The 23,669-nt window shown below is 64.8% G+C and carries 19 protein-coding genes and 1 tRNA gene; 6 read left to right on the forward strand and 14 right to left on the reverse strand.

Annotated elements, in window-relative coordinates:
• Positions 1-19: 19 nt before the first annotated feature.
• The 7 genes from XH89_RS13360 to XH89_RS13390 form a co-directional block, all read right to left on the reverse strand.
• Entirely contained in the window at positions 20-1,441 is a 1,422-nt protein-coding gene (locus XH89_RS13360) for an amidase (RefSeq protein ID WP_194467497.1), read from the reverse strand.
• Between the two features lie 2 nt (positions 1,442-1,443).
• Positions 1,444-2,607 carry a M20 aminoacylase family protein gene (locus tag XH89_RS13365; protein ID WP_194467498.1) on the reverse strand — a complete coding sequence of 388 codons (1,164 nt, stop codon included), beginning with the start codon at positions 2,605-2,607 and terminating at the stop codon, positions 1,444-1,446.
• A gap of 13 nt (positions 2,608-2,620) precedes the next feature.
• Positions 2,621-4,126, reverse strand: a complete 1,506-nt coding sequence (locus tag XH89_RS13370; RefSeq protein ID WP_194467499.1) for a M81 family metallopeptidase — start codon at positions 4,124-4,126, stop codon at positions 2,621-2,623.
• Between the two features lie 213 nt (positions 4,127-4,339).
• Positions 4,340-6,007, reverse strand: coding sequence for an ABC transporter ATP-binding protein (locus tag XH89_RS13375; RefSeq protein WP_371825212.1), 1,668 nt, complete (start codon positions 6,005-6,007; stop codon positions 4,340-4,342).
• A complete protein-coding gene (locus XH89_RS13380) occupies positions 6,007-6,894 on the reverse strand; it encodes an ABC transporter permease (protein ID WP_194467500.1) in 888 nt (295 codons plus the stop codon). Before XH89_RS13380 ends, XH89_RS13375 begins: the two co-directional genes overlap by 1 nt.
• 17 nt (positions 6,895-6,911) lie before the next feature.
• On the reverse strand, positions 6,912-7,853 hold the full coding sequence (locus XH89_RS13385; RefSeq protein ID WP_194467501.1) for an ABC transporter permease: 942 nt from the start codon (positions 7,851-7,853) through the stop codon (positions 6,912-6,914).
• 245 nt (positions 7,854-8,098) lie between these two features.
• A complete protein-coding gene (locus tag XH89_RS13390; protein WP_194467502.1) occupies positions 8,099-9,229 on the reverse strand; it encodes a M20/M25/M40 family metallo-hydrolase in 1,131 nt (376 codons plus the stop codon).
• 267 nt (positions 9,230-9,496) lie between these two features.
• Here XH89_RS13390 and XH89_RS13395 point away from each other — a divergent pair, with 267 nt between their 5' ends.
• Together XH89_RS13395 and XH89_RS13400 are read left to right on the forward strand one after the other, a co-directional pair.
• Positions 9,497-11,107, forward strand: a complete 1,611-nt coding sequence (locus tag XH89_RS13395; RefSeq protein WP_194467503.1) for an ABC transporter substrate-binding protein — start codon at positions 9,497-9,499, stop codon at positions 11,105-11,107.
• Positions 11,108-11,545: 438 nt separating this feature from the next.
• Positions 11,546-13,144, forward strand: a complete 1,599-nt coding sequence (locus tag XH89_RS13400) for a glycosyltransferase family 39 protein (RefSeq protein WP_194468470.1) — start codon at positions 11,546-11,548, stop codon at positions 13,142-13,144.
• A gap of 202 nt (positions 13,145-13,346) precedes the next feature.
• Here XH89_RS13400 and XH89_RS13405 read toward each other — a convergent pair whose 3' ends face one another.
• Both XH89_RS13405 and XH89_RS13410 read right to left on the reverse strand, forming a co-directional pair.
• The gene (locus XH89_RS13405) at positions 13,347-14,597 is read right to left on the reverse strand and encodes a multidrug effflux MFS transporter (RefSeq protein WP_194467504.1); all 1,251 of its coding nucleotides are present in this window, start codon (positions 14,595-14,597) and stop codon (positions 13,347-13,349) included.
• Between the two features lie 134 nt (positions 14,598-14,731).
• Entirely contained in the window at positions 14,732-15,313 is a 582-nt protein-coding gene (locus XH89_RS13410) for a TetR/AcrR family transcriptional regulator (RefSeq protein ID WP_194467505.1), read from the reverse strand.
• An 86-nt stretch (positions 15,314-15,399) separates the two neighbouring features.
• Between XH89_RS13410 and XH89_RS13415 the strand changes: the two genes are divergently transcribed.
• Positions 15,400-16,179 carry a crotonase/enoyl-CoA hydratase family protein gene (locus tag XH89_RS13415; protein ID WP_194467506.1) on the forward strand — a complete coding sequence of 260 codons (780 nt, stop codon included), beginning with the start codon at positions 15,400-15,402 and terminating at the stop codon, positions 16,177-16,179.
• A 56-nt stretch (positions 16,180-16,235) separates the two neighbouring features.
• Here XH89_RS13415 and XH89_RS13420 read toward each other — a convergent pair whose 3' ends face one another.
• Both XH89_RS13420 and XH89_RS13425 read right to left on the reverse strand, forming a co-directional pair.
• Entirely contained in the window at positions 16,236-17,375 is a 1,140-nt protein-coding gene (locus tag XH89_RS13420; RefSeq protein WP_194467507.1) for a hypothetical protein, read from the reverse strand.
• 283 nt (positions 17,376-17,658) lie between these two features.
• Positions 17,659-17,747, reverse strand: a tRNA-Leu gene (locus XH89_RS13425).
• Between the two features lie 173 nt (positions 17,748-17,920).
• Here XH89_RS13425 and XH89_RS13430 point away from each other — a divergent pair.
• Positions 17,921-18,331: a twin-arginine translocation pathway signal gene (locus tag XH89_RS13430; protein ID WP_194467508.1), complete on the forward strand. Its 411-nt coding sequence runs from the start codon at positions 17,921-17,923 to the stop codon at positions 18,329-18,331.
• A 96-nt stretch (positions 18,332-18,427) separates the two neighbouring features.
• On the opposite strand, the gene XH89_RS13435 is transcribed toward XH89_RS13430, so the two are convergent.
• Both XH89_RS13435 and XH89_RS13440 read right to left on the reverse strand, forming a co-directional pair.
• A complete protein-coding gene (locus XH89_RS13435) occupies positions 18,428-19,630 on the reverse strand; it encodes an FAD-dependent monooxygenase (protein WP_194467509.1) in 1,203 nt (400 codons plus the stop codon).
• A 19-nt stretch (positions 19,631-19,649) separates the two neighbouring features.
• On the reverse strand, positions 19,650-19,895 hold the full coding sequence (locus XH89_RS13440; RefSeq protein WP_007602543.1) for a zinc-finger domain-containing protein: 246 nt from the start codon (positions 19,893-19,895) through the stop codon (positions 19,650-19,652).
• Between the two features lie 319 nt (positions 19,896-20,214).
• Here XH89_RS13440 and XH89_RS13445 point away from each other — a divergent pair, with 319 nt between their 5' ends.
• Positions 20,215-21,351 carry a hypothetical protein gene (locus tag XH89_RS13445; protein ID WP_194467510.1) on the forward strand — a complete coding sequence of 379 codons (1,137 nt, stop codon included), beginning with the start codon at positions 20,215-20,217 and terminating at the stop codon, positions 21,349-21,351.
• Between the two features lie 113 nt (positions 21,352-21,464).
• Entirely contained in the window at positions 21,465-22,220 is a 756-nt protein-coding gene (locus XH89_RS13450; RefSeq protein WP_194467511.1) for an alpha/beta fold hydrolase, read from the forward strand.
• Here XH89_RS13450 and XH89_RS13455 read toward each other — a convergent pair.
• On the reverse strand, positions 22,206-23,582 hold the full coding sequence (locus tag XH89_RS13455; protein ID WP_194467512.1) for a hypothetical protein: 1,377 nt from the start codon (positions 23,580-23,582) through the stop codon (positions 22,206-22,208). The genes XH89_RS13450 and XH89_RS13455 overlap by 15 nt on opposite strands.
• Between the last annotated feature and the right edge of the window lie 87 nt (positions 23,583-23,669).

Here is a 23,669-nt window from a genome sequence, read left to right on the forward strand (position 1 = left end):
TCTTGCGCGGACTGGGCATCTACTTCGCCGGCGGCTTGGGCCAGGGCTTCTGCGCTCCGCGCAGGCCTTCAAACGCCTTGGCGAGGCCGAGCACGCCGATGTCGTCGAAGCGACGGCCGACGATCTGCACGCCGATGGGAAAACCCTGGATATCGAAACCGCCATTGATGGAGACGGCGGGATTCTCCGACATATTCCACGGTACGGTATAGCAGATGTGCTCGAACGGTCGCATCGGATCGTTGGTGGGCGAAGCCCATTCCGCCTCATAGTTCACGTTCGGTGCCGTCGGCGAGATCACATAGTCGAGCTCGCAGAACAGCTTTGAGGCCGCCGCGCGGATCGCCATGGTCTGGTTGAAGCCCCGGATCACGTCGACGCCAGAGAGCTTCGCGCCGGACGCGCCCCACTTGAAGATGTAGGGCAGCACCTTTGCCTGTTCGGCCGGTGTCAGCTTCGACAGATCGTCCCACATCCGCGCACGCCAGAAATTGTCGAGACCATCGAGCATCTCGCGGGTGAGGATGCCATCGACTTCGGTGACGACACTGCCCGCGGATTCGAATGCCTTTGCAGCCTTCACCGCGACGTCGCGGACGGCTCGTTCCGCCGGCAGGCCGACGCCGGCATCCAGCATCAGGCCAATCCGCAACTTGCGCGGAGACTTCTCCAAGCCCTTCCAGTTCAGCGGCTCCGCCGGCAGGCTCATGCCGTCGCGCCGGTCGGGCTTGGCGATCACGCTCATCATCAGCGCGCAATCATCGACGGTGCGGGTCATCGGGCCGGCGACGCGGCCGACATAGGCGGGATCGATCGGCACACGGCCGAAGCTCGGCTTTAGCCCGACGAGGCCACACCAGCCTGCGGGCAGGCGCACCGAGCCGCCGATGTCGGTGCCGAGATGCAAGGGACCATAGCCGGCTGCTGCCGCGGCGCCCGCGCCCGCGCTGGAGCCGCCGGGGTTCTTGGAGAGGTCCCAGGGATTGCGCGCGAGCGCATGGAATGAAGAGAGCCCCGAAGACAGCATGCCGTAATCGGGCATGGTGGTCTTGGCGAAGATGATCGCGCCCGCCTCACGCAGCCGCGCGGCGGGCGGGGCGTCCTTCTCGGCGGGTACCAGCTTGACGCTGGCGGCCCCGAGCGGCACCGGCACGCCCCTGGTCGCGATATTGTCCTTGATGGTCACAGGCACGCCATCGAGCGGGCCGCAAGGCTCACCGCCGGTCCAGCGCGCGGTCGAGGCCTTTGCGGCCTCGCGCGCGCCATCAGGATCGAACGCATAGAGCGCCTTCAGATGCGGCTCCCACGCAGCGACATGCGTGAGCAGATCCTCAAGCACCTCGCTGGGCGAGAACTGCTTGGCGCGATAGCCCGCGATCAGATCGACCGCGGAGAGATCGTGCAACGAGGTGACCGCCTCTTCGACGCTCTTCTTCTGCATTGCTAGCCCACCGGCATGCGCGTTTCGATGATGCGGGCGAACATGCTGGCACCGATCGGCAGGATCTTGTCGTCGAGCACGAAGCCGGGATTGTGCACCGGCACCGAGCCGTCATGGCCGACCCAGAAATAAGCGCCCGGAATGGTCTCCAGCATGTCGGCGAAATCCTCGCTACCCATCTTCGGCTGGGTGCGGGTGATCACCTTGGCGGGGTCGACGACGGTGCGCGCGACCTCCTCGACCACCTTGGACTGCTCGACCTGGTTGATCAGCACGTTGAAGGTGTCGCGGATGTCGACGTCGATCTCGCATTGATAGGCGCTGGCGATGCCGGCGCAGATGGTGCGGATGCGTTCGCCGACCAGGGTGCGGACTTCCTTCGAGAAGGTCCGGATGGTGCCGCAAAGATGCGCATCGCCGGGAATGACGTTGTAGGCGGAGCCCGCATGGATCTGGGTGATCGACACCACGGCAGCCTGCAGCGGCTCGACGTTGCGGCTGACGACGGTCTGGATCGCCTGTGCCAGCGTGGTCGCGATCACGACCGCGTCCTTGGAGCGCTCGGGCATCGCACCATGCGCGCCATAGCCAGTGATGCGAAGGTCGAAGAAGTCGGCAGCGGCCATGGCCGGGCCGGGCAGGATCGCGATCTCGCCGTGGTTCAGATCAGGCGCGTTGTGCAGGCCATAAAGCTCGTCGCAGGGAAACTTCTCGAACAACCCGTCCTTGATCATGGCGCGGGCGCCGCCAAGGCCTTCCTCGGCCGGCTGGAAGATCAGGTGCACGGTACCGTCGAAATTCCGGGTCTCGGCCAAATAGCGCGCGGTGCCGAGCAGCATGGTGGTGTGGCCGTCATGGCCGCAGCCGTGGAAGCGGCCTGGAATCTTCGAGCTCCATTTCAGATTGGTGTTCTCTTCCATCGGCAGCGCGTCCATGTCGGCGCGGAGGCCAATGCGCTTGCTGCCCGAGCCCTTGCCCTTGATGATTCCGATCACGCCGGTGCCGCCGAGGCCGCGATGCACCTCGATGCCCCAGCTCGTCAGCTTGTCGGCGACGATGCCTGACGTGCGCACTTCCTCGAAGCCGATCTCGGGATGGGCGTGGAGGTCGCGGCGGATGGCGGTGAGTTCGTCGGCGTAGCCGTCGATGCGGTCGATGGTGGGCATGTGTCCTGTCCGGTTAGCGTGAAGGGGGCGTGAAAACGGGGCCGTTCGGCTTGATGCGGATGCCCGGACGCAGCCGCGTCCAGGGCAGCGAGGCGGTGTCGGCCGGCATCGCGCCGGGGGCGGCGCAGATCATCAGCTTTTCGGCGATCGGCTCGAAATCGGCACGGAAGTGTACCGAGCTCTTGTTGACCAGGATTTTCTCCCTGGTCGGCTCGATCCCGACATAGCGATACATCGCCTGGTCGGCGAGCTGCGCCTTGTGCGAAGACACGACGACGCGGACGTCGCCGATACGCAAGGCTGCGGACAGACCCATCTCCATCTCGCGGCCGCCAAAATAGGGGCCGGGCGCGATGAAGCGGCCGTCGGAGAGTTTTTCGACGACGAAGGACTCGGTATAGGGTTCGTCGCCGGCGATCCCTGATTTGCCGCCGAGCGAGAGCGTCACGGTGGCGCCGACGCCGGCTGCATGCGCGGCCTTGGCCGATTCAGGATCGTAGATCACGCCGGTTGCGGCGCTCGCCCTGTTGCGGACCAGCGCGCGCAGCATGCCTGTCGTATCGGAATCGCCGCCGGCGCCGGGATTGTCCTGGGTGTCGGCGATGATGATCGGCTTGCTGGCGGTCTTCGCAAGCTCCATGGCGTGGCGCACGCCGTCGTCGGGTGACCAGATCTTGCCGTCGAAATCGTCCTCGTGGCTTTCGATCAGTTTTACAATTGCATCAGCAGCACGATCAGCATCGGCTTGGGTCTTGCCATAGGCGAACACGCTCGGCCCGCAATCGCGGAAATCGGCGGCGGGGAAACCGGGCGCAAAGGACAGCGTCGGAACCGCATCGCTCTCCAGCGCGGCGAGCTTGTCGTAGATGCCTTTGGTCGGAAAGTCGTTGGTGCATTGCCAGCTGATCGCGATCAGGAACGGCAGTTGCCGGAACGACTTTGCGAAGCGCTGTTTCGTCTTCAGCAGCAGCGCGAGGTGCTTTGCCGCGGCGCGGCCGGTCTCGGCCATGTCGACGTGGGGATAGGTGCGGTAGGCGATCAGCGCGTCCGCATGGTCCATCATCTCAGGGGTGACGTTGGCGTGCAGGTCGAGGCTTGCGACCAGCGGAACATCGTTGCCGATGACGCGGCGCACGCGCGCCAGGATCTCCCCTTCGCCGTCGTCGAGATGCTCGGTCACCATGGCGCCGTGCAGATCGAGATAGACCGCGTCGATCGGGCCGGCGGCTTTGATGCCGTCCACCATCACCTTCACGATGCGTTCGAACGCATCCTCGGTGACATGCGCTGATGGGCTCGCGCCGCAGGCGATGGTCGGAACCAGTTCCCAGCCATTGGCTTCAGCGCTGTCGACGAAGCCGGCGAGCCCAACATTGATGCGCCGCATCACCTTCAGCACGTCGGGTCCGACAGTCATCGCGGGCCAGCCGCCGCCATGCTGGAAGTCCGCGAACGTCGCCTTCGTAGGGGCGAAGGTGTTGGTCTCGTGCAGGAAGCCGCCGATGGCGATGCGTGTCATCAATTCAGGTCCAGCCGATTGAAAGTGCGCGACGTTAGCCTTGGCCTTGCGAGGAGAGCAAGGCGAGAAGCAATCGCGCCGTGCATGGGGTCAAGCTGTTTTGGGAATGTGTGCTGCGCACACCGTCATTGCGAGCGTAGCGAAGCAATCCAGAGTCTTTCCGCGGAGGGATGCTGGATTGCTTCGCTGCGCTCGCAATGACGAACGGAGAGGTTACGCGCTCGCCCCCACGCCCTCCGACACCGGCCGGAAGTTCGCAAAATCCCAGTTGCGCCCCGGTGCGGCGTCGAGCAGCGCCCTGGTGTAGGCCTCCTTCGGGTGCGTCAGCACTTCGCCGGCCGGGCCCTGTTCGACGACGCGGCCGTGCTGCATCACCACGACCTCGTCGCAGATTTGCGCGGCAACGCGCAGATCATGGGTGATGAACAGGATGGCGATGCCGAGCCGCCGCTGGATCTCGTCGAGCAGTTCCAGCACCTGCGCCTGCACCGAGACGTCGAGCGCGGAAACCGCTTCGTCCGCGACCAGCACGTCCGGATCGAGCGCAAGCGCGCGCGCAATGGCGATGCGCTGGCGCTGGCCGCCGGAGAACTGGTGCGGATAGCGCGACACGGCGTCGGCCGGCAGGCCGACGAGCTCGAGCAGCTCGCGCGCCCGCTTCATCGCGTTGCCGTGCGAGATGCCGTAGTTGATCGGGCCTTCCGCGATGCTCTCGCCGACCGTGATGCGCGGGTTGAGCGAGCGGTAGGGATCCTGGAATACGATCTGGATCTTCTGCCGGTGCGGCTGCAGCAGGCGGCGCGAGATGTCCGAGATCTCGCGGCCGGAGAGGCGCACGCCGCCCGAGGTCGGATCGATCAGGCGGACGATGCAGCGCGCCACGGTCGATTTGCCGGAGCCGCTTTCGCCGACGATGCCGAGCGTGCGGCCCTTGCGTAGCGTCAGCGTCACCTTGTCGGCGGCGACGACCTCGCGGCCTTTGCCGAAGAAGGCGCGCTCCTTGTAGACCTTGCTGAGGTCGTTGGCCTCGAGCACGACGGGCTCGCGGCTCTCCTCGCGCGGCGGCCGCGGCACCAGGCTCGGCACGGACGCGAGCAAATTGCGGGTGTATTCCATGGTCGGGTTGCGCAGCACGGTCTCGAGCGCGCCGGTCTCGACCAGGCGGCCCTGCCGCATCACCGCGACGCGGTCGGCGATCTCCGCGACCACGCCCATGTCGTGGGTGATGAACAGCACCGCGGTGCCGTGATCGCGCTGGAGCTCGCGGATCAGCGACAGGATCTGCTTCTGCGTGGTGACGTCGAGCGCGGTGGTGGGCTCATCCGCGATCAAGAGCTTCGGCTCCAGCACCAGTGCCATCGCGATCATGATGCGCTGGCGCTGACCGCCGGAGAGGCGGTGCGGGTAGGAGGCGAAGATGCGCTCGACCTGGGGCAGGTGGACCTGCTCCATCATGTCGAGGATGCGCTTCTTGCGTGCCTTCGCGTCGAGCCTGGTGTGGGCGCGCAGGACCTCGTCGATCTGGCGGCCGACCGGAACCACCGGATTGAGGGCGGTCATCGGCTCCTGAAAGATCATCGCCATCTTGGTGGCGCGCAGCTGGCGCAGGCGGCGGTCGGTCGCGGTGAGGATCTCCTCGCCGACGAGCTTGACGCTGCCGCCTGATGGAACCAGCGTGCCCTTCGGCAAGAGGCCCATCGTGGTCAGCGAGGTTACCGACTTGCCCGAGCCGCTTTCGCCGACGAGGCACAGCGTCTCGCCTTCGCGCACCTGGATCGAGATGCCGTCGATGATCTTGTGGCCGCCGGGCTTCCTGCCGACGGACACGACGAGGTTGTTGATGTCGAGGGCGATGTCTTTGGTCATCACGCGATCAGCCATCACTTCCCCTCCCGCTGCTTCATGCGGGGATCGAGTGCGTCGCGGGCGGCGTCGCCGATCAGGTTGATGCTGAGGATGGCGATCGAGAGCAACAGGCCCGGCCAGAAGATCAGCGTCGGCTTGAGCTGAAAATACTGGCGGCCTTCGGCCATGATGTTGCCCCAGGTCGGCGTCTCCGGCGAGATGCCGGCGCCGAGGAAGGAGAGGATCGCCTCGGTGAGGATGGCGGAGGCGCAGACATAGGTGCCCTGGACGATCAGCGGTGCGATCGTGTTCGGCATCAGGTGCCGCCACATGATTTTCGGCAAGGACGAGCCGACCGAGATCGCGGCTTCCACATAGGGTTCTTCACGCGCGGACAGCACCACCGAGCGCACCAGGCGCGCGACGCGCGGGACTTCAGGAATGGTGATCGCGATCAGCACGGTCCAGATGCTGGCACCCGACAGCGAGACCACGGCGATCGCGAGCAGGATGCTCGGCATCGCCATCAGGCCGTCCATGACGCGCATCATCACGGAATCGACCAGCTTGAAGAAGCCGGAGACGAGGCCGATCACAAGCCCGATGGCGATCGAGAAGATCGCCGAGCCGATGCCGATCAGCAGCGAGATGCGGCCGCCATAGATGACGCGCGACAACAGGTCGCGACCATAGGCGTCGGTGCCAAGCAGGAATTGCGCTGATGCGGGCTTGAGCCGCTGCGAGGGCGCAAGCTGGATCGGATCATGCGGCGCGATCAGCGGCGCGAAAATCGAGATCACCACGATCAAGGCGAGCAGGATCGTGGCCGCCGCGATGATCGGCGTCGAGGTGAGGAATCCGAGGCGCGGCCGCAGCGGCGACGTGATCGGAATGGAAGACTGGGGAAGGCTATCGACCGTCATTGTTGTTGTCCTTCGCCCTAGTACCGGATCCGGGGATCGAGCAGCGTGTAGGCGACATCGATCAGGAGATTGACCACGACGTAGATCAGCGAGGTCAGCAGGATCATGGCCTGGATCACCGGATAGTCGCGCGCCAGCACCGCGTCCACGGTGAGGCGGCCGATGCCGGGGATGTTGAACACGCTCTCGGTGACGACGACGCCGGAGATCAGAAGCGCAAAGCCGGTTCCGATCACGGTGATCACGGGCACCGCGGCATTGCGCAGCGCGTGCCGCATCATCACGGCGACCTCGGTGATGCCTTTGGCGCGCGCCGTTCGCACATAGTCTTCGCCGAGCACGTCGAGCATCGCCGCGCGCGTCATGCGTGCGATCAGCGCGATGTAGATGAAGGAGAGCGCGCAGGTCGGCAGGATGATGCGCTCGAAGAACGGCCCGAAGCCGGCCGAGATGCTCTTGAAGCCCTGCACCGGTACCCAGCGCAGGTCGATCGCAAACACCTCGATCAGCACATAGCCGACCACGAACACCGGCACCGAGAAGCCGAGCACCGACAGCCCCATCACGAAGCGGTCGATCCAGGTGCCGTGCTTCCACGCTGCGATCACGCCGAGGGGGACGGCGACGATGACGGCGAGGATGATGGTCGACAGCGCGATCGAAATCGACGGCTCGACGCGCTGGCCGATCATCTTGATGACGGGCAGGTTGGAAATCAGGGAGGTTCCGAGATCGCCGTGCAGCAGCTTATTCACCCAGGTGATGAACTGCACGATCAAGGGCTCGTTGAGGCCGAGCGAGGTGCGGATGCGCTCCAGTCGTTCCGGCGTGGCGTTGTCGCCGGCGAGGATCGCCGCAGGGTCGCCCGGCGTCAGCCGCAGCAGCAGGAACACGAAAAGCGCGACGACGCCCATCACGGGTACGGCAGCGAAAATTCGGCGAAGGAGATATCCGAGCAAGTTGGATCCGTCAGATGAGAGTCAAATCAGCGGCAGCGGTCATGGCCTGTTCTGCCATCAGCCTAACATTTCAGCAATTCCCGTGCCATCCACCCGGTCGTCATGCCCGGGCTTGACCCGCCTGCGCGGCCGAAGCCGCTTCGGCGCGGCGAAGGCCCGGGCATCCACGTCTTTCTTCGCGTTCGGGCGCAAAGGCGTGGATGGCCGGGTCGAGCCCGGCCATGACGGCGGTGATCGCAGTGCGATCACTCCAGCGTCGCCAGCAGTCCCGCCATCAGGCGGCCACGTTCGACCAGGCTTTCGACCTCGATATGCTCTTCCAACGTGTGGGCATTGGCGCCGCGCACGCCCAGGCCGTCGAGAGTCGGAATGCCCATGGCGCCGGTGAAGTTGCCGTCGGAGCCGCCGCCGGAGCTGGCATGCGGTAATTCCGCGCCGAGCGCTTTGGCGATGCCGCGTGCCTTGTCATAGAGCGCCATGGTGCCGGCATCCGGTTCCCACACTGGCCGTGTCACCCCGCGCGTGACCTTGAAGGTCACGTCGTTGCTGGTGCCCGACAGCGCCAGCATCCGCTCGACGCCGCGGTCGAGGTCGGCCTGGCGCTTGGCCATGGAGAGCGCTTCGCCGGTGGCGGTGGTTGCAACGCAATTCACCCATTGGCCGCCATGCACGATTCCGACCGAGAAGGTGCAATCCTCCGTCGTCATCGCGTCGATCGCAAGGATCTGCCGCGCCATCTCGCGGATGGCGGAACGTCCGGCCGATAATGTCGCGCCGGCATGGCTCGGCCGTCCCGTCGCTTCCAGATTGAATCGCGCGATGGCGTAACGTCCGGTGGTGACACCGTTGTCGGCGCGGCCGGGCTCGGGCACCAGCACATATTTGTTGCGCGCGGCCTCCGCCTCGATGATGTCGCGCGTCGAGGGCGTGCCGACTTCCTCGTCCGGCGTGAACAGGACGGTGATCGGCAGGGGCGTGGTGAAAGAGGCGCGCGCAAGCTGCCGGATCGCTTCCAGCGAGAGGTAGTTGCCGCCCTTCATGTCGAAGATGCCGGGGCCGTAGCATCTGTTGCCCTCGCGGCGCCATTTCAGCGTCTCGATGGTGCCGACCGGATGGACAGTATCCATGTGCCCGGCGATCAGGATGCCCGGCTCGCCTTGCCTGGGATGGGGAAACCGCGCGCGCATGACGCCGCCAAAGCCCTGACGGCCGGCGATGCGTTCGATGGTTGCACCCATGATCGCCATATCCCGCGCTGCAATATCGAGCATCCGGTTAACGGCGCCCGCGTCCCAGGTCGGGCTTTCGCATTCCACCCAGGTGCGCAGGCCCGCGAGCATGGCCTCGGAATCGAAGGGAAGATTGGCTGGATTCATCTCAATGTCTCTCAGGCTTCGAAAGATGGAATGCGCATTGCATCAGCATCGGCAGGACGAGCGGAGAGAGTTGTAGAGCCAAACCGAACTTTGTAGAGCCCGTGCATGCGATGCCATGGCTGCACGGAAACCGGATTGACGCGCTCAAGACTGTCTGCAAGTCTCGAAAGATAAAGGCATTGCATGAGGTTAGTTCGCCTAAGGAACGAACCAGGTGCTCAATCAATAATCCGCCTTTGAACAGTTTCACGTCAGGAGAAACTTTCTATGTTGAGCTTGATGCGCCGGGGGCGTCGCGCGTTCGCCTCCACACTCGCGCTGTCGGTCGTCGCGCTTGCCACGGCGATGGCCTCGCCCGTATTTGCGGCCGGCAAGACCATCACTGCGGTGATGCATTCGGATCTGCGCATCATCGATCCGATCTTCACCACCGCCTACATCGCGCGCGACCACGGCTACATGGTCTACGACACGCTGATCGCGACGGATGCGAACTTCAAGATCCAGCCGCAGATGGCGGACTGGAAGATCTCCGACGACAAGCTCACCTACACCTTCACGCTGCGCGACGGCCTGAAGTGGCATGACGGCGCGCCGGTGACGGCGGAAGATTGCGTCGCCTCGCTGAAGCGCTGGGCCGCGGTCGACGGCATGGGCCAGAAGCTGATGGATTTCACCGCCAGCATCGAGGCGACCGACGCCAAGACCATCACGCTGAAGCTGAAGGAGCCTTACGGTCTCGTTCTCGAGTCGATCGGCAAGCCGTCCTCGCGCGTGGCCTTCATGATGCCGAAGCGCCTGGCCGAGACGCCGCCGGACAAGCAGATTCCCGAGCAGATCGGCTCCGGCCCGTTCAAGTTCGTGCAGGGCGAATTCCAGCCCGGCGTGAAGGCGGTCTACGAGAAGAATCCCGACTACGTGCCGCGCAAGGAGCCGCCGAGCTGGACGGCCGGCGGCAAGGTGGTGAAGGTCGATCGCGTCGAATGGATCACCATGCCGGACGCGCAGACTGCGGTGAATGCGCTGCAATCGGGCGACATCGACTTCATGGAAGTTCCGCCGTGGGACATCCTGCCGATGCTCGAGAGCAATTCAGATATCAAAGTCGAGACGCTGAACAAGTTCGGCTATCAGACCGTCGGGCGCATGAACTTCCTCTATCCGCCCTTCGACAATCCGAAGATCCGCCGCGCCGCGCTTCTGGCGATGAACCAGAAGGACGTGCTCGACGCGCTCGTCGGCAATCCCAAATACTACAAGATCTGCGGCGCCTTCTTCATCTGCGACACGCCGTTTGCGACCGACGTCGGCTCCGAATCGCTGGTCAAGGGCAACGGCATGGCGGAAGCCAAGAAGCTGCTCGCCGAGGCCGGCTATGACGGCACGCCCGTCGTCGTCATGGTGCCCGGCGATGTCGTGACGCTGAAGGCACAGCCGACGGTCGCGGTGCAGCTGCTCCGCGAAGCCGGCTTCAAGGTCGATGCGCAAGCGACCGACTGGCAGACGGTGGTAAGCCGCAGAGCCAGCCAGAAGCCTCCGAAGGAGGGCGGCTGGAATATGTTCTTCACCAACTGGGTCAGCGCCGACGTGTCCAACCCGATCACCAATCTCTCGATCGGCGGCCAGGGCAAGAAGGGCGGCTGGTTCGGCTGGGCGGAAGATCTCAAGATCGAGCAGCTCAAGGACCAATTCGTCCGCGCCGCTTCGCTCGACGACCAAAAGAAGATCGCGACCGAGATCCAGAAGGAAGCCTATGACCAGGTGATCTACATCCCGCTTGGCCAGTACCTGGCGCCGAGCGCGTGGCGGAAGTCGCTCTCCGGCGTGCTCGACGGCCCGGCGACGCCGATCTTCTGGAACATCGACAAGTCGGAGTAAGACGGCCGAGCTCGGGCAGGGCGTATCCTGCCTCTTCGCCACGCGGCGCCGCTGTCATCAGCGGCGTCGTTGTCTTTCGCCGTTCTTCCTTCGGCGAGAGCCAAAGCCATCGCTTTTGAGACCCGTTTCCTTGCGCATCCTTCGAGACACCCGCCTCTGGAGGGCCGTCAGGATGAGGGCTGAGTGTGTGTTGGCCGTTGCTGCTTAGCCTCATCCTGAGGAGACCGCGGAGCGGTCGTCTCGAAGGACGAGGCGTGCGCGCAGGTCGCTCAAAAGGCTCCTATGCGATCGCCTTTCGCTGAGCGGGGGCGGCTTTTAACTCTTCCAGTTTCCAATTGTTGCTATTTGTTTCCGATCTGGAATAGATGGTTTGCCTTCCGGCATTACTTTTCTCTGTTCGATTTGAATCTTGTGCCGATCGATTTTGCATTCCAGGCGATGGCCGAACGGTCGGATCGCACGCCTTCGCGCTGGCGGCGGCCGTTGCTGCGCTGGCTCGACGGCGTCGAGGCGGGCTGGGCCGTTCCGCTTCTCATTGCGTGCTTCGTTGCGGTCTGGACGCTCTATCTCGTCATCGCCTATGCCGGCGGCGGCCTGCACCCAGACACGCTCGAGGCCTGGACGCTGGGGCGGAATTTCGCGTGGGGCTATCACAAGCATCCGCCGCTGATGGGGTGGATCGCCGCCAGCTGGACCTCCGTCTTTCCGCTCAACGACTGGTCACTGCAAGCGATGGCGATGGTGAACGCGGGGCTTGCGCTGTTCTTCGTCGACCTAGTGACGCGGCAGTTCGTGACCGGGCACAAGCGCGTCCTGGTGCTGCTGCTCCTGATGCTGACGCCGGCCTATCAGTTTCACGCCCAGCGCTTCAACGCCAACTCGGTGCTGCTCGCGACCTGGCCGCTCGCCACATGGTGTTTTCTGCGCGCGTTCGAGACCCGGTCCGTCCTTTGGGCGATTGCGGTCGGATGCACCACGGCGCTTGCCATGGTCGGAAAATATTACTCGGTCTTCCTGGTCGCGAGCTTCGCCTTTGCGGCGCTGGCGCATCCGGCACGGCGCGCCTATTTCACCTCGGCTTCGCCGTGGATCTCGGTCGTGACAGGGCTCGCGGTGCTGTCGCCGCACATGAGCTGGCTCGCGACCACGGGCGCGTCGACCTTCACCTATGCGCTGGCCCATGCCAACGGCAATACTTTCAGCTCGCTCGGCGAGGTGAAGAATTTTCTGCTGGGACTGGTGGCGGCCATCAGCGTCGCTGCCCTGATCTGGGTGCTCATTGCAGGCCGGCGCCTCAAGCAGTTTCCCGCCGACTTTGTCGCGATGAGCCTGGGCCTTCGGCTTCTCTTCTATGTGGCCATCGGCACGATTGCACTGCCGGTGCTGACCTCGCTCGCGATGGGCACGGACTTGCCATCGCTATGGGCCTTGCAGGGCTTGTTCCTGTTCGTCGTGCTGGTCGTCTGTGGCACCAGCTATTCGATCGAACGCTTCTACACCGTCAATGCCGCGGTCGTCGTTGCCGGGGTTGCGCTTGTCGCCGTTCTGATCGTCGCCCCGATCCACGCGGTCTATCGCAATAGCCACGGCTATGAAGAGGGACGGAATTTCTACGTGCAGGCCGCAGGCGAGCTCACCCGGCAGTGGCGTGAATTGACCGGCGAGCCGCTCGGTGCCGTCAGTGGCGATGATTCACTCGCATTCGCCACCGCCTTCTACAGCCCGGATCATCCGGATTATGCGCGGCCATTCGAGCACCAATACAATTGGGGACTGCCGCGCAGGACGACGCTCGATCGCGGCTGGGCCGCGCTCTGTTTCGATGGGCAAGACTCTTGCGGCCGCTGGATGGAATTCGTGTCCTCAAGGGCCGGCAATTATGTCAGGCGGGAATTCACCGTGCAGGCATCGCTGTGGGGCCGGCAAGGCCTCACACGGAACGTCGTCGTGTTGATGGTACCGCCGCGCGCAAATGGTGGCACGTCACCCGAAAGCGCGGCGGACGATTTCAGTGCGAGCAAGCGCAGCCCGCAGTAGGGCGCGCATTTCAGCAATGACTGTCGCGAACCTGCTCGAGCCCATCACGCGCAAAGGGCGGATTGAAGTCGGCATGCTCGGCTGACGACGTCGACCTTTCAGTTGGCTGACCGTCCTGCTCGTGAGCTTCGTCGCGCTGCTGTGGTTCCATCAAGACCTCTCGAATTGCTGCAGGACAACATCGCGGGGCCTTTGAAGTTCCTCAGACGATCGGACGATGATGCGGTTTGAACAGCCGTCCTTTCTCCACCACCAGCACGATTGCAAGCGCCGCAAGCGTCGACAGGAAGAAACCGACCGAGAACGGCAGCAGCGTGCCGTCGAAACTCTGGCCGATCGCAGTGCCGACCACGATGCCGATCAGTGTCGTGATCGAGCCGTAGAGCGAGGAGGCGGTGCCGGCGATGTGGCCCTGCGGCTCCATCGCGAGCGCGGTGAAATTGGCGACCATCATGCCGAACGAGAACATCATCAGCGCGGACAGCAGCATGAACAAGGACAGCGGCAGCACGCCGAGGATCTCTGTCAGAAGCATCACGCCCGCCACCGCGGCATAGAGCGAGAGCGCGCCGTGCGAGATCACGCGCATGCCGAGCCGCCCGACCAGCCTGGAATTGAGAAACCCTGCAACGGCGGTGCCGGCCGCAATCGCGGCAAAGGCGAGCGGGAAGTAATGGCCGAGATGATAGATGCCGGTGAAGACCTGCTGCGCGGAGAACACGAAAGCGAAGAGCGCGCCCATGACGCTGCCCGCGGCCGTCGCATAGCCGATGGTCTGGCGGTTGGTGACAGTCTGGCGGAACGCCGCGAGCACGTCGGCGGGCGCGAGCGATCTGCGCTCCGTCTCAGGCAGTGTTTCGGGAAGCCGCCACACGCTCCATGCCAGCGCGATGATGCCGTAGAGCATCAGCACGACGAAGATGCCGCGCCAATGCGTGACCAGCAGCACCGCCTGTCCGAACGAGGGCGCGATCACGGGCACCGCGATGAAGATCATCATCGCAAGCGACATCACGCTGGCCATGCGGCGGCCCGCATAACAATCGCGCACGATCGAGGTTGCGATCACGCGCGTCGCCGAGGTGCCGAGCCCTTGCAGCGCGCGGGCGAGCAGCAGCGTCTCGAACGAGGGCGCTGCGACCGCAAGCACGCTTGCCACCGCATAAACCGCCATGCCGCCGAGCAGCACCGGCCGACGTCCGAACCGGTCGGACAACGGGCCCATGATGAACTGGCCGGCGCCGAAGCCGATCAGGAAGGTCGACAGCACGAGCTGGAGATGGTTGGCGACCGGGATGTCGAAGGCCGCCCCGATATTGGGAAGCGCCGGCAGCATCATGTCCATCGCGAGCGGATTCAGCGCCATGATGGACGCGATCACGATGACGAATTCCGGAAAACCCATCGGACGGTGTCCCGAGGACACCCAACTGTCGGCATTGACGTCGGACAAGAAGCCACCTCTGATTTCAGAGGTGATATCTAGCGTCCATGCTGCGACGCACAACCCACGATTTGGGATGGGAGGTAGGCGGGACGGGGAACGGACAACAATTGGTGAAGAGCCCGCGCAGGCAGCCGCTGGCGTCAGCTCGCGTGGCGGGCCTGCTTGACCAGATCCAGCGCCAACCGTCCCGCCGTCTCGACATAGTCGAGATCGCGATGGATCAGCATCACGGTCGTGGCGCCGTCGAGCAGGATCATGATCTGTCGCGCGAGTGCCGCTGCACCGGCAATGCCATGACCGTGCAATTCCGCCGCCAACCAGGCTTCAAAGCGTTTCTTGTGAACCGCGCCGGCCTTCACGGCCGGATGTGCCGGCGTGTTTGCGAGCTCGGCGATCGTGCGCAGGAATCCGCAGCCGCGCCATCGCGGCGTAGCCACGGAGCGTCCGAGCTTGGTGAAGAGGCCACGGACCTTGTCGGCCACCGTGCCCTCGGTTTCGGCGAACCAGCGCATGTAGAGCTCCAGCGTCGGCTGGTCCCTGGCGGCAATGGTCTCGGCGACCAGCTCGTCCTTGCTGGTGAAGTGATAATAGAGCGTCTTCTTGGTGACCCCGGCCTTTTCGGCGACGGCGTCCATGCTGACTGCCCGGATGCCCTCGCCATAGAACAGGCGCGTCGCCGCAACGACGATCTGCTCGCGTGTGGTGTCACCACTTCTGGACATGAGCCAATGTATACTGCCTAGTGAGTATACACGGCAAGGTCGATATGGCTGACTTCCGCCCCTGTTGACCTGCAAGGAGCCGGCACTTGTCTGACCTGATACTCTCGGAAACGCGGGGCGCCGTCGCGCTGCTGACGTTCAATCGCCCGAACAAGCTCAATGCGCTGAGCTACGCGCTCATCGACCAGCTGATGGCGATGCTCGACCGCATCGAGGACGATGCGAGCGTGCGCGCCGTTGTCCTGACCGGCGCGGGAGAACGCGCCTTCTCGGCTGGCGCCGACATCGCCGAGTTCTCCGAGAGCGTCAGGTGCGGCCCCGATGAAGCGGTGAAGGCCTTCGTGCGGCGCGGGCAGGCGATGACGGCGCGGATGGAGGCATTCCCGAAACCCATTATTGCCGCGGTCAACGGCATCGCCTTCGGCGGCGGCTGCGAGATCACCGAAGCGGTGCATCTGGCCGTGGCGAGCGAGCGGGCCAGCTTTGCAAAGCCCGAGATCGCGATCGGCATCACGCCGACCTTCGGCGGCACGCAACGCCTGCCGCGGCTCGCAGGGCGGAAGCGGGCGCTGGACTACCTGCTGACGGGAGATTCCTTTTCACCGCAGCGGGCGTACGAGATGGGATTGGTCAACCGCGTCGTGCCGCATGAGCAGCTTCTGGAGACGGCCTTCGCGCTGGCCCATCGCATCGCGCGACATTCGCGCCTGGCGGTGGCCCGGGTCATCACCGCCGCAACGCGCGGCCTCAACGTCTCGATTTCGGAGGGCCTCGCCATCGAGCGGGAACAGTTTGCGCGCATGGCGGCGACGCAGGATACGCGCGAGGCACTCGATGCCTGGCTCGCCGCCCGCGCGTCGCGGTAAGCGCTTGCCACAGCCGGGACGGCAACCTCACTGTCCTCGGGACGGAAACCGAAGATTCACCATAACGACGGGGACGCCCCATCGGGGAGATGAATCCGCAACGCATCCTGTCCAGTGTGGCCTGACCGGACGCCGGTCAGGCGCCCGGGGAACTCGAGCCACAGGCGGGATTGGATTTGTCTGAGATCACCGGGACAGCACGATGGCCGGGCTCGCCGGTCAGCGCGGCCGGCAGGCGCAACGTCTGGCTCGGCGGCCTGATCGTGCTGGTGGTGCTGCTGGTGCTCGGCAATCTCGTCAGCGACCTCAGGCTCGATGTGAACTTCGGCTGGGACGTGCGGGTCAATTGCGCGGCGGTGGATGCGCATGCCAGTGGGCTCGATCCCTACTTCGTGAAAAATCTGAAGGACACGAAGCTCTCTTATCCCTATCTGCCGGTGACGCTCGACGCCTTCCGTCCGCTGTGCGCGGGAGGCTTTCTCGTCGGCCATTATCGCGGCGTGTTCTTCGCGCTCGCCATGCTCTGCGGCCTGCTGCTGCCGGGGCTCGGCCGCGGGCGCGGCGGCCGACGCGATATTGCGCTCAGGCTGTCCTGGGCGCTCGGCGCCTTCGTCGGCTTCGAATGGGTCCTGGCCTCGGGCAATTTTACCATCATGAGCGGCACGCTGAGCGCGGCTGCGCTGGCGCTGCTGCTTCGTTTCCCTTCGCCTGACGCGGACGATGGCCGGAGCTTCGGCCTTCGCGTGGTCGGCGCTGCGCTGCTCGGCCTCGTCGCCTCGTTCAAGCTGGTCTACAGCCCGGTGCTCGCCGCGCTCTATTTCCTGCCGTTGCCGCGCCGTCAAAAGATCGGCTTGATCGCGGCTGCCGCCGCAGGTCTGGCGCTGCCGGTTCTGCTCTCGATCGCGCTCTATCCCGATCTGTTCTCGAGCTGGCTGCTCGCCATCAAGGGGCAAATTCCCGGCCAGCATTCGATCTATGTGATGGACACCACGCCGTCGCTGCTGCTGCTCACGCAGGGCGCGCTGGACCATGCGGGGCTCGGCGGCAGCAAGGTGCTCGTGTTCGCGCTCTACGCGCTTGCGGCTGTCGCGCTGGTGCTTGCGCCGTTTGCCCTCACCGTGCTGCGCATGACCGGCGGACAAGTCCGTATCGGAGGCGCTTTGCCGGCGCGGCTCGATCGCTGGCTGATCGATCATCGGCGCGAGGCCCTGCGCATCACCGTACTGGCGATGTATGGGCTCTATCTCTGTTCGCCGCGCCTGAAGGAATATGCCTTCTTCGAGCTCGCGCTCTACGGCGCCATTCTCATCGTCGATCTTCCGGCCGCTGCCCTTGCAGCCGTCCTGACCGTCGGCATCGCGGTCCCGACGCTGGCCTCCTATCTCGGGATGTCGATCGAAGGCAGCTCCGTCCAGATGGCGGTCGCGCTTGCCTGCTTCTGGATCATGCTGCGGGCGTGGTGGGTGCCGTCAGCTCAAGTGGTGCGGGCAGCCGGGGTCGAACCGGCACAGCGCTTGCGCACCGAGGGATTTTAAGTCCCTTGCGTCTACCAATTCCGCCATGCCCGCTTGATCCAACGAGATCAAACACTTAAGTCCCGTCCAGCGGTCTGGAATTGGCGCTCATGGGCCGGACAGGGGGTTCTTCCTTAAGCGAGCCGGCGGCACAAGGCAAAGCCTCAATCCGGACATCTGGCCCTGCTTTAGGCATTCTCAATTCACGAAGGACTATTTTTCTGCCCATGCCAGCTTCGCTTTCCCTTTCCCTGCGGCCGTGGTGCGCGGTTGCCACGCTGCTCACGGCCGGCTTCGCGCTGTCCGGCTGTGCTGGCATGAGCGAGACGATCGCTCCGGCCTTTGCCGATCCTGCCAAATACGAATTGTACGACTGCAAGCAGCTTGAGGCGGAACGCAAGAGCCTCGCCGCCCGCACCGCTCAACTGCAGCAGCTGATGGACAAGGCGGAGACCGGAGCTGGCGGCGCGGTCGTGTCCGAGCTCGCCTATCGCAATGATTACGTCGCGGTCCGCGGCTCGGCGCAACTGGCCGAAGACGCCTGGCGCAGCAACAGGTGCCATGAAACGCCGCCCGATGCGACGCCGGCGGCCACCACGCCGCAACGGCCGGTCATCAAGCCGGCGCCGAAGCGCTGAGGGCTGCGGCGTCTCCCATTTTGAGCATGGTCTCCGCGCAAACGCGTTCCGCGTTTGTCGCGAGGGACAACCGTTCCACACTTTTCCGCACCATGCTCAGGGACGCCAGCCGTAGATCCAGTCCTGCCGTGCCAGCATGCGATCCGGCCCGAGCGCACGGATCGCAAGATCGCGCGCGATCGCGAACGCGCCGCCGAGATGATAGATGCGGCCCTGCTGCCGCGCCGTGCCTTGCACCTTCCTGACACGGACCTGACGCATCAGGCCATATTGCTTCAGCGCCGCCGCGATGCTGGCTGTGTCCTCCGCGGCCTCGAGGCTCAGATGCCGGGCCAGCACGGCGGCATCCTCGATCGCCATGCCGGCGCCTTGCGCGGCGAACGGCAGCATCGCGTGCACGGCATCGCCGAGCAGCGCAACCGGGCCCTTGCTCCACGGGCAGCCATCGGGCACGCCGAACAGCGCCCATTTGCGCCAGCTGTCGACGGTTGCCAGCATCATCCGTGCGATCGGCGGCCAGCGCGGCGCGGCGAAGGCTTCCATCACCTCCAGGGGATCGCCTGGCGTGCTCCAGCCCGGCCTGTTCCAGGTGCCCGGCAGCACCGCCACGACATTGAGCTGCCGGCCGCCTGCGATCGGGTAGGCGACCAGATGGGCGTTCGGGCCCATCCAGAGCTGCACCCGCCGCGCCGTAAGATCCTTCGGCAATTGCGTGGCATCGAGCGTGCCGCGCCAGGCAATCAGGCCCGAGAAGCGCGGTTGCACGTCCGGGAACAGATGCTGGCGGACTGTCGACCAGATACCATCGGCGCCGATCAGCGCGCTGGCGAGATCGCTGCGGCGGATCGTGCCGCTGCGATGGACGACCGTCAGTCCCCTGGCGTGGGGCGCGACATCCTCGAAGGTCGCGCCCAGTTTCAAATCGATGTCGGGATGGTCGGCGACCGCGCCTGACAGTGCGGTTTGCAGATCGGCGCGATGCACCACCCAATAGGGGGCGCCGGCGCGTGCGGAGGCCGCTTCGCCGAGCGGCATGCGCACGAGCTCGCCGCCTGCGCGCGCGCTCATGATCGAGACCGCTTCCGGAACGACGGCGCGCAGCTTCAGCCGCTCGGCGAGACCAAGATCGACAAGCACGCGGCTGGCATTGGGAGAGAGCTGCAGGCCGGCGCCGACTTCCTCGAGCCGCTCGGCCTTTTCCAGCACGACGATGCGGAAACCGCGCTGTGCGAGCGCAAGCGCAGCCGTCAGTCCTCCGATTCCGGCACCGGCAATGACGATCGTTCGCGGGAGGGCCACCCCTGACCGAAGGGAACGGTCAGGCCACCTTGTCCTTCAAGACGCATTCGGGGGGGCGAGCCTCGCCCGCCTTCAGGTCGGCGGCGAAGCGGTACAGCGTCGAGCAGTACGGGCAGATGATCTCGTTGTCGTTGCCGAGGTCCAGGAACACGTGCGGATGATCGAACGGAGGATTGGCGCCGACGCACATGAACTCTTGCGAGCCGATCTCGATGACGGGAACACCGGCATCGTTATGGAAGTGCGGGACGACATGGTCGGACATCGTAGTTCATCCTGGAGTGGCAATGGCAGCAGACACAATCAGCAGTGACGCAGCATAATTTCGACGCCGCGGACCATACTGATGGGTGCTTGTGATTGCTAGCCCGCCGGAACCGAAAGGTTCGCAATTGCCCCATGCTCATTTGCTCATGCAAATTCGACACAATCTTGTCGCCTCAGAGAAGCCCTTCTTTCGTCGGGGACGTTGTGTCGCAATTTTGGCATACTATGTCTGTGGACACGCGCAATTGCGACGAAAGACGTACCATCGGACGCAAATGGTCCGGCGCAAATATCCTCTGGATGTCCAGGCTTTCAGCATGAAGTGGCTGCGAATCGGCTCAGCATTGGCAGGAATTGCTGCATGCAGCCTCGTGCTCGCGCAGGTAGCACCGCATGCTCGGCAGGCCGGCGCTGTTCTCGCCGCCCAGGACGATCCGGCGGCGCTGTCCGAGCTCAAGCTCGATGCGGCCCTCGCGAAGAACGATCACCTGGTTCAGGACAATATCGAGGCGGCGCTTAGCGCCGGCGATGCCGATCTCGCCGACAGCTTTGTCGCGCTCGCGCGTGACCGCAACATCGCGCTGCCTGACGATCTGCCGAGCCGCGTCAGCGATGCCGTCAAGTCAGAAACCTCCACCTCGCATTTTGCCAAGCGCTTTGCCACCGGGCTCGTCACCGGCAATGCCGATGATGTCGCGAGCCTGTCGGGGACCGTGGCCGGCGATCTTTTCGTGATTGGCGACATCAGGGACGTCGTGCGCGAGGGCAAGCATCTTGCGATGGGCGAGGACACCGATCGCCTGGTGCTCGGCCTTGCCACTGCAGGCCTCGCGGTGACGGCCGTCACCTATGCGTCGGCCGGCGGCGCGACGCCGGTGCGCGCCGGGCTGTCGCTGGTGAAAGATGCGCGCAAGGTCGGACGGCTCGGCGAGGGTCTCGCCGCATGGGCCGGCCGCTCGGCACGCGAAGTGGTCGACACGCCGATGCTCCAGAACGCGGTCACCAAGGGATCGGTGTTCCGCCCGGGTGAGACCGTGAGCGCGATCAAGGCCGCGTTCCGCGTCGAGAAGGCCGGTGCGCTGGTCCGGCTCGGCAAGGACGTCACGCGCGTCGCCGAGAAGACCGGCACGCGCGGCGCCATGGATAGCTTGCGGATTGCCGAGGGCCCGAAGGACGTCGCGCGCGCGGCGCGGCTGGCGGAAGCGCAGGGCGGCAAGACTCGCGCGATCATGAAGCTGCTCGGCCGCGGCGCGCTGCTGCTCGTCGGCGGCGCGTTCGATCTCACGCTGTGGCTCCTCGGTGCGGCGCTGACGCTGTTCGGCCTGTTGTCCTCGATCAAGGCGACCACCGAACGCCTGACGCAAGCGTGGTGCGATCGCAGACGGGCCCGGCGCCTTCGCCGGGCGCAGCTGGCTGCCGAAGCCGCACTGGCAAACACGGCCGCCACGGCCTAAAGCGCTGCGCGCTTTAGGTTATTGTTTGAGCATGATCTTGCCGGAAAACCGCTGCACACTTTTCCGGATCATGCTCTAAGATCAACCTTTCCCTCAAATCTGCGGAACTGCTGATGCCGAGCTTTCACAACGGCGCCGTTGAAATGGCCTATCTCGACGAAGGCGAGGGTGATCCGATCATCCTGGTGCACGGCTTTGCCTCGAGCAAGAACGTGAACTGGGTCTATCCGACTTGGGTCTCGGAGCTGCGCAAGAACGGCCGCCGCGTCATCGCGCTGGACAATCGCGGCCATGGCGAAAGCGCAAAGCTCTACGAGCCCGCGCAATACTCGATCCCCACGATGGCGGGCGACGTGCTCGCGCTGATGGATCATCTCGCCATCCCGCAGGCCGACATCATGGGCTATTCGATGGGCGGACGGATGACGGCCTGGCTCGGGCTGAACGAGCCGCAGCGCCTGCGTTCGGCGATTCTCGGCGGCATCGGCATCGGCGGCCTGATCGAGGGCACCGGGCCCGGCGAAAACGTCGCCAGGGCGCTGGAGGCGCCCTCGCTCGACGACGTCACCGATCCCGTCGGCCGCACGTTTCGTGCGTTTGCAGACCAAACCCGCTCCGACCGCGTCGCGCTTGCCGCCTGCCTGCGTGGCACGCGCGATCTCATGACCAGGGAGGAAGCCGCTCGCATCGAGGTGCCCGTGCTGATCGCGGTCGGCTCGACCGACGACGTTGCGGGCTCGGCCAGCGCGTTAGGCGAGATCATCCCCGGTTCGGAAGTGCTCGATATTCCGGGCCGCGATCACATGCGCGCGGTCGGCGACAAGGTCTACAAGACAGGCGTTTTGGATTTTCTGTCACGCCGCGCCTGAGGCCGCGTTGGCCGGTTCGTCGTCGCCAAACCCGCGAAACAGCGCCATCAGCACCACAAAGGTCGCAACCCACACCATCCGCGCGCCATAGCGGTCGTGCGGCCCCGAGATCACGCCGCAGATGAAGGCGTTGCCGAGCAAGGACAGCGTCACGGTCGCGGCCAGCAGCGTCAGATCGTCGAGCCTTCTGGTGGCGAACGCGTGTCCGAGCAGCACGACCAGCCCCAGCATCGAGACCAGCGCCACCGGCACGTGCAGCCAGTTGACGTAGTCGAAATTCAGCTCCCAATTCTGCTGGCGCGCCGCGCGCATCGGTGCGACCTGCGCCGGGATGTATCGCTCGATGATGCCGTAGGTGTGCGGGATCCAGACACTGGCCCCTTCGCCGGTCGCCACATGCAGCAATTGCTGGCCCATCGCCCGCAGCGCCGCTCCGGCCTGCCAGGCCGGATAGTCGCCGAGCGATCGCACCACGATGGTGCCCATCTCGTCGTTGAGACCATCGAAGCGGCCGAGCGCGTTGAACATGCTCTTGCCCCACAGGAATTCGTCGGCGGTGGCCGGCAATTCATTGCGATAGGGACAGAGCTTGAACTCTTCGTGCGGGCAGTGATCATTGAGGAAGCGTGCGACGATGCCGTCCTGCATCATGCGGCCGAAGGCAACGCCATAGCCGCCGGGCGTCCAGGCCCATTGGCCCGACAATGCGTGATTGGCCGCGACCAGCATCAGGCTACCCGCGACGATCGTGCAGCTCGCCTGGGCCAGCCCGGCGATCGGCAAGCGACGCCCCAGGAAGGGCCGCGCCATCCAGCCGGCGGCGCAGAGCCCGAGCAGCACACCGAGCGTGGCGCTGTGGGTCGCGGCGGCAAAGGCGGTGAAGACGAACAGCGAGGCCTTCTCCAGCCCCGAGATGCGGTTGCCCCCGACGATCAGGAGAAACAGCGACAGGATCGAAAGCCCGGCAAAGATATCGGTGAGCAGCATGCTGGCGAGCCAGGGCAGGGCGGTCGACAGGATCAGCACCACGCTGATCGCGACGAAGCGAAACGTCTGCATCATCGAGAGCACGCGCAGCGTCAGCTGCAACAGCCACAGCGTTGCCAGCGACTGGACCGCGAGGTTGATCCAGAAACCGAAGTTCTCGCCATAATGCAGATAGAGCCCGAACACGGTCGAACGGCTGGGGACGAGATAACCCTCATACCAGCGCGCCAGATAGCCGCCGGTATCCCATTGCAACAGCGGATAGCCATTCCAGAATGCGGGCGCGATCATGAGGAGGGGCAGGACCACCGCCGCCAGCCGCAGCCATAACGTACTCGCGGCCTGCGCGCGCAATTGATCGGTGGTGATGCTCAAAACCGTTCCGTCCTCGTCCCGACCATGCCCGCAATAACGGTTGCGACGAAATTCACCAATAGTTTGACGCCGCCCGGCTTGAATTTG

Source organism: Bradyrhizobium sp. CCBAU 53340 (assembly GCF_015291645.1).
Taxonomy (GTDB): Bacteria; Pseudomonadota; Alphaproteobacteria; order Rhizobiales; family Xanthobacteraceae; genus Bradyrhizobium.

Bases quoted from the DNA above. Each gene is read 5' to 3' on its own strand.
- XH89_RS13360 (WP_194467497.1), bottom strand. From the start codon at position 1,441: ATGCAGAAGAAGAGCGTCGAAGAGGCGGTCACCTCGTTGCACGATCTC.
- XH89_RS13365 (WP_194467498.1), bottom strand. From the start codon at position 2,607: ATGCCCACCATCGACCGCATCGACGGCTACGCCGACGAACTCACCGCC.
- XH89_RS13370 (WP_194467499.1), bottom strand. From the start codon at position 4,126: ATGACACGCATCGCCATCGGCGGCTTCCTGCACGAGACCAACACCTTC.
- XH89_RS13375 (WP_371825212.1), bottom strand. From the start codon at position 6,007: ATGGCTGATCGCGTGATGACCAAAGACATCGCCCTCGACATCAACAAC.
- XH89_RS13380 (WP_194467500.1), bottom strand. From the start codon at position 6,894: ATGACGGTCGATAGCCTTCCCCAGTCTTCCATTCCGATCACGTCGCCG.
- XH89_RS13390 (WP_194467502.1), bottom strand. From the start codon at position 9,229: ATGAATCCAGCCAATCTTCCCTTCGATTCCGAGGCCATGCTCGCGGGC.
- XH89_RS13395 (WP_194467503.1), top strand. From the start codon at position 9,497: ATGTTGAGCTTGATGCGCCGGGGGCGTCGCGCGTTCGCCTCCACACTC.
- XH89_RS13400 (WP_194468470.1), top strand. From the start codon at position 11,546: ATGGCCGAACGGTCGGATCGCACGCCTTCGCGCTGGCGGCGGCCGTTG.
- XH89_RS13410 (WP_194467505.1), bottom strand. From the start codon at position 15,313: ATGTCCAGAAGTGGTGACACCACACGCGAGCAGATCGTCGTTGCGGCG.
- XH89_RS13420 (WP_194467507.1), bottom strand. From the start codon at position 17,375: ATGATCGATCAGCCAGCGATCGAGCCGCGCCGGCAAAGCGCCTCCGAT.
- XH89_RS13430 (WP_194467508.1), top strand. From the start codon at position 17,921: ATGCCAGCTTCGCTTTCCCTTTCCCTGCGGCCGTGGTGCGCGGTTGCC.
- XH89_RS13440 (WP_007602543.1), bottom strand. From the start codon at position 19,895: ATGTCCGACCATGTCGTCCCGCACTTCCATAACGATGCCGGTGTTCCC.
- XH89_RS13445 (WP_194467510.1), top strand. From the start codon at position 20,215: ATGAAGTGGCTGCGAATCGGCTCAGCATTGGCAGGAATTGCTGCATGC.
- XH89_RS13450 (WP_194467511.1), top strand. From the start codon at position 21,465: ATGCCGAGCTTTCACAACGGCGCCGTTGAAATGGCCTATCTCGACGAA.